Source organism: Mycobacterium kyorinense, from assembly GCF_002101735.1.
Lineage (GTDB): Bacteria > Actinomycetota > Actinomycetes > Mycobacteriales > Mycobacteriaceae > Mycobacterium > Mycobacterium kyorinense.
Genome location: NZ_LQPE01000029.1, coordinates 1 through 6,221, shown reverse-complemented (window position 1 = coordinate 6,221; position 6,221 = coordinate 1). Strand labels below are relative to the sequence as shown.

Sequence of the window (6,221 nt, the reverse complement as noted above, 5' to 3'; positions counted from 1 at the left end):
GACCTCAACATTGCCTGGACCCAGCAGCGCAGCGGGCAGCCGGTGGTGTTGCCTGAGACCGGAACGTCGTTCGCGCGGTGGGCGTCGCTGCTCACCGAGTACGCCCGCCGCCCCGAGATCGTGGAGGAGGCCGATGCGTGGCGCCAGGTGGCGGCGGCGCCGACTGGACTGCCGGCGGTGCAGCCAGCGGTGGATACGTTCGCCACGGCGGGTCACGCGTCGATGTCGCTGGACGCCGAGGCCACCCGGATACTGCTCGATGAGGTACCCGCGGCCTTCCACGCCGGAATACACGAAATCTTGTTGATCGCTTTCGGTTTGGCGATTGCGCGGTTTGTGGGCAACGGCACGGCGCCGATCGCCATCGACGTCGAGGGCCACGGCCGCCACGAGGAACTCGGCCCGGAGGTCGACCTGTCCCGCACGGTGGGCTGGTTCACCACCAAATACCCCGTGGCGCTGAGGGTCCCCGGGCTGGACTGGGCTCAAGTGACGGCCGGCGAGGCCGCACTGGGCGCGGTGATCAAGGACGCCAAGGAACAGCTGCGGGGCCTGCCCGACGATCTGACGTATGGACTGCTGCGGTACTTGAACTCCGGTGTTGAGCTCCCCGAGTCGGATCCGGTCATCGGGTTCAACTACCTGGGGCGGCTGGGCAGCCTCTCGGCCGGCGCCGAAGGTGACGGTTGGCGGATCAGCGGCGAAGGCGCAGCGGTTATCGGCGCGGCCACAGCGATTCCCATGGCGTTGCCGCATACCTTGGAGCTCAGCGCCGGTACCGTCGACACCGACACGGGCCCGCGGCTGCATGCCGACTGGACTTGGGCGCCGTCGGCTCTCGATGAGGCGCAGGTAAACCGATTGAGCCGGCTGTGGTTTGAGGCCTTGGCCGGCATCTGCGCGCATGTGCGGGCCGGTGGCGGCGGGCTGACGCCGTCGGATATCGCGCCGGCGCGGCTAACCCAGCAGCAGATTGACGAGTTGCAGCGGCACTATCAGATCGCCGACATCTTGCCGCTGACCCCGCTGCAACGAGGGCTGCTGTTTCATGCCAGCACAGCGCGGGGCAGCGACGACGACGTGTATGCGGTGCAGCTTGATATCGCGTTAAGCGGTCGGCTTGACCAACATCGCCTCCATGATGCCCTCGATACGGTGGTTGCTCGCCATCCGAATCTGGTGGCCCGCTTTTGCGATCAGTTCGACGAGCCCGTGCAGATCATCCCCGCCGATCCGCAAGTGCCTTGGCGCTACCTCGAACTCGACGGCGGCGACGTCGAAGAGCAGATCCAGCAGGTGTGCGCCGCCGAACGCGCCGCGGTCTGCGAGCTCACCGGCGAGCCGGCGTTTCGAGCGGCGTTGATTCGCGTCGCACCAGATCGGCACCGGCTCGTGCTCACCAATCACCACATCGTGCTCGACGGCTGGTCACTACCAATCCTGATGCGGGACATCTTCGCCCGCTTCAGCGGACATCGACTGGCCGCGGCCGCCTCGTATCGCAGGTTTGTTGCCTGGCTGGCCGATCGTGACCTCGACGCCGCCCGCGCCGCCTGGCGCGAAGTACTGGCCGGCTTCGATGCGCCGACACTGGTGGCCCCCCCGCAAACGTTGGGGCAAGCCAGCCGAGACGTCATGTCCATTCAGCTGCCCGAGCAGACCACCCGCGCTGTTGGTGAGCTGGCGCGCTCGTGTCACACCACCGTCAACACCGTGCTGCAGGGCGCCTGGGCGCAGCTGCTGTGCTGGCTGACCGGACAGCATGATGTCGCTTTCGGTGCGGCCGTCTCGGGCCGGCCAGCCGAGGTAACCGGCGCCGACTCGATGGTGGGCCTGCTGATCAACACGGTGCCGGTGCGGGCCAACATCACCGCGACAACCACCACCACAGATCTGCTCGACCAGCTGCAAACCGAGCACAACAACACATTGGAGCACCAGCACTTGGCGCTCAACGAGATTCACCGTATCAGTGGACATGACCAACTGTTCGACACGCTGTACGCCTACGAAAACTACCCGGTGGACGGTGCCGCCCTGACGGGCGACCACCAGGTTGCCGTCACCGAGATCACCGTGCGCGAATCCACCCACTACCCGCTGACCTTAGTCGCCATGCCTGGCCACCAACTGGGCCTTCGCATCGAATACGACACCGACCTGTTCGACGCGGCCAGCATCAAGGCACTCAGCCGGCGATTGGAGACGGTGTTGGTGACGATGACCACCAACCCCACCCGACAGCTGTCGTCGATTGATCTGCTCGACGAGCCCGAGCACGCCCGGCTTGATGCGATCGGTCACCGGGCCGTGTTGACCCAGCCGCCGACAACTGCGCCGGTGTCGGTTCCGGCGTTGTTCGCCGCGCAGGCGGCGCAGACACCGGACGCCGCGGCGATCAGCTGCCAAGGCCGCTCGCTGTCCTACCGCGAACTGGACGAGGCCGCGAACCGGTTGGCGCACCTGCTGGCCGGTCATGGTGCGGGTCCGGGACAGTGTGTGGCGCTACTGTTTTCGCGGTCCGCCGACGCGATCGTCGCGATGCTGGCGGTGCTGAAAACCGGGGCGGCCTATCTGCCGATCGACCCGGCACTACCAGCGAACCGAATCGGATTCATGCTTGCCGACGCGGCGCCGACCGCCGCCGTCAGCACGGCGGACCTACGATCGCGGGTCGACGAGTTTGACGTGCCGGCTATCGATGTCGATGACCCCCGCATCCAGGCCCAGCCCGGCACAGCATTGCCGCCGCCGGCCCCTGATGACATCGCCTACCTGATCTACACCTCGGGCACCACCGGTGTCCCCAAAGGCGTGGCGGTGACTCACCGCAACGTCACCGGGCTGTTGGACTCACTAGATGCCGGCCTGCAGGTGGGCCCGGGGCAGGTATGGACGCAGTGGCACTCCTATGCCTTCGACGTGTCGGTGTGGGAGATCTGGGGCACCTTGCTGCACGGCGGGCGACTGGTGGTGGTGCCGGATTCGGTGGCGGGCTCCCCGCAACACTTCCGCGACCTGCTGGCCGCTGAACACGTCAACGTGTTGACCCAAACCCCCTCGGCAGTAAGTGTTTTGACACCTGAGGGGTTGGATTCGACGGCGTTGGTAGTGGCCGGGGAGGCGTGCCCGGCCGAGCTGGTGGATCGGTGGGCGCCGGGGCGGGTGATGGTCAACGCTTACGGGCCGACCGAGACCACGGTGTACGCGGCGATGAGTGCGCCGCTGAAGCCGGGGTCGGGGACGGTGCCGATCGGGTCGCCGGTGCCCGGAGCGGCGTTGTTCGTGCTCGACGGCTGGTTGCGCCCGGTGGCTGTGGGTGTGGTCGGCGAGTTGTATGTGGCCGGCACCGGGGTGGGGGTCGGGTATGTGCGCCGGGCGTCGCTGACCGCATCGCGGTTTGTGGCCTGCCCGTTCGACGGCGCGGGGATGCGCATGTATCGCACCGGGGATTTGGTCCGCTGGCGCGCCGACGGGCAGCTGGATTATCTGGGCCGCGCCGACGAGCAGGTCAAGATCCGCGGGTATCGCATCGAACTGGGTGAAATCCAGTCGGCGCTAAGCGGTTTGGACGGGGTCGAGCAGGCGGCGGTGATCGCCCGCGAGGACCGCCCGGGCGACAAGCGTCTGGTGGGTTATGTCACCGGGACCGTCGACCCGGCGCGGATCCGCGAGAAGCTGGCCGAGCGGCTGCCCGCCTACATGGTGCCCGCGTCGGTGGTCGCACTGGACACGATGCCCTTGACGCCCAACGGGAAGCTCGACAAGCGGTGCTTGCCGGCACCGGAATTCGCCGTTGCCGGATATCGGGCACCGGCCACCGCCGTCGAGGAGATCCTGGCCGGCATCTACGCCCAGGTCCTCGGTGTCGATCGCGTCGGGGTCGACGACTCGTTCTTCGATCTGGGTGGCGATTCGCTGTCGGCGATGCGCCTGGTGGTGGCGATCAACCGCGGTATGGATGCTGGTGTTGGGGTGCGCACAGTGTTCGAGGCGCCGACGGTGGCCCAGTTGGCGTCCCGTATCGGTGTGGGTGCGGATCGCCTTGAGCCGTTGAGGCCAGTGGAGCGACCGCCGGTAGTTCCGTTGTCGTTTGCGCAGCAGCGGTTATGGGTGCTGGACCAATTGCAGGGCCCCTCACCGGTTTACAACATGGCGGCGGCGTTGCGGCTGCGCGGACGACTTGATGCTGACGCGTTAGGGCAAGCGCTGGCCGATGTGGTGGGCCGCCACGAGAGCCTGCGCACACTGTTTGCCGCGCCCGAGGGGATCCCCCGGCAGGTGGTCCTCTCTATGGAGCGGGCCGATTTCGGGTGGGACGTCGTCGATGCAACCGGCTGGCCGGAAGACCGGTTGGGCGCGGCGATCGGCGCGACGGTGCACTACACGTTTGACCTAGCAGCCGAGATCCCCTTGCAGGCAAGGCTTTTCCAGATCGGCGACGACCAGCACGTGCTGGTGGCGGTGGTGCACCATATCGCTGCGGACGGCTGGTCGATCACCCCGCTGATCCGTGATTTAGGGCTGGCCTATACGAGCCGGTGCGCCGGGCAGGTCCCGGAGTGGACGCCGTTGGCGGTGCAGTACGTCGATTACACGCTGTGGCAGCGCGCCCAGTTCGGTTCACTTGACGATCCCGACAGCCCGATCGCCGCTCAGCTGGCCTACTGGGAGCAGTCCCTGGCGGGGATGCCCGAGCGGCTGCAGTTGCCCACCGATCGGCCCTACCCGGAGGTCGCCGATCAGCGTGGGGCCAGTGTGGCGGTGGATTGGCCGGCCTCGCTGCAGCAGCAGGTGGCTCAAGTGGCCCGCGAGCACAACGCGACCAGTTTCATGGTGATCCAGGCGGCGTTGGCGGTGCTGTTGTCCAAGCTGAGTGCGAGTTCCGATGTGGCGGTGGGGTTTCCGATCGCGGGGCGGCGCGATCCGGCGCTCGAAGATCTGGTCGGGTTTTTCGTCAACACGTTGGTGCTCCGGGTCGATGTGGCGGGGGATCTCGGCTTTGCCGAGTTGCTGGCGCAGGTGCGGGCGCGCAGCCTGGAGGCTTTCGAGCACCAGGACGTGCCGTTTGAGGTGTTGGTGGAGCGGCTCAACCCGGTCCGCAGCATGGCTCATCATCCGCTGGTGCAAGTGGTGTTGGCCTGGCAGAACATTCAGCCCGCGATGCCGGGGTTGGGTGATCTGCAGGTAGCACCGATGCCGGTGCAGACCCAGTCGGCGCGGACCGACCTGACGTTCTCGCTGGCCGAACGCTGGACCGAGGCGGGTGAGCCCGCCGGGATCGGCGGGGCCGTGGAGTTTCGCACCGACGTGTTCGACGCCCCAACGATCGAGGCGTTGATCGAACGACTGCGGCGGGTGCTGGCAGCGATGACTGTCGAGCCCACCCGGCGGTTGTCGTCGATTGATCTGCTCGACGAGGGTGAGTATGCCCGGTTGGATGAGTGGAGTCACCGAGCGGTGTTGTGCCGCACGGTCCCTGCGGTGTCGGTTCCGGCGTTGTTCGCCGCGCAGGCGGCGCAGACACCGGATGCGGTGGCGGTCAGCTGCCAAGGCCGGTCGTTGACGTACCGCGAGCTCGACGAGGCCGCCAACCGGTTGGCGCACCTGCTGGCCGGCCATGGGGTAGCGCCGGGACAGTATGTCGCGCTGCTGTTTTCGCGATCCGCTGAGGCGGTCGTGGCGATGCTCGCGGTGCTCAAGACCGGGGCCGCGTACCTGCCGATCGACCCTGCGCTACCGGCGGCGCGGATGCAGTTTCTGCTCGACGATGCCGCGCCCGTCGCTGCGATTACCACCGCCGAGCTGGCCGGTCGGCTAGAGCGCCACGACATTCCGGTCATCGACGTCAACGATCCCGCCGTTGACACCCAACCCAGCACCCCGCTGCCGACGCCGGCCCCGGATGACGTTGCCTACCTGATTTACACCTCGGGCACCACCGGCACTCCCAAGGGGGTGGCGGTCACCCACCACAACATCACCCAATTGATGGGCTCGCTGGATACCCACCTGCCCGTAAAGGCATGGGCGCACTGTCATTCGTATGCCTTCGACGCCTCAGTCGAAGAGATCTGGGGTGCGCTGTTGCACGGCGGGCGGCTGGTGGTGGTGCCGGAGTCGGTGACGTGCTCCCCGCAAGACTTCCACGATGTGTTGGTGGCCGAACAAGTCGATGTGTTGACCCAGACCCCGTCGGCGGTCAGTGTTTTGGAGCCTGA

Annotated in this window: 1 protein-coding gene; it reads left to right on the top strand. The window is 67.0% G+C overall.

Going from position 1 to position 6,221, the window contains the following annotated elements; translation table 11 throughout:
• The coding region (locus AWC14_RS05460) for a non-ribosomal peptide synthetase (RefSeq protein WP_142281565.1) at window positions 1-6,221 on the top strand (6,221 nt) is incomplete at both ends.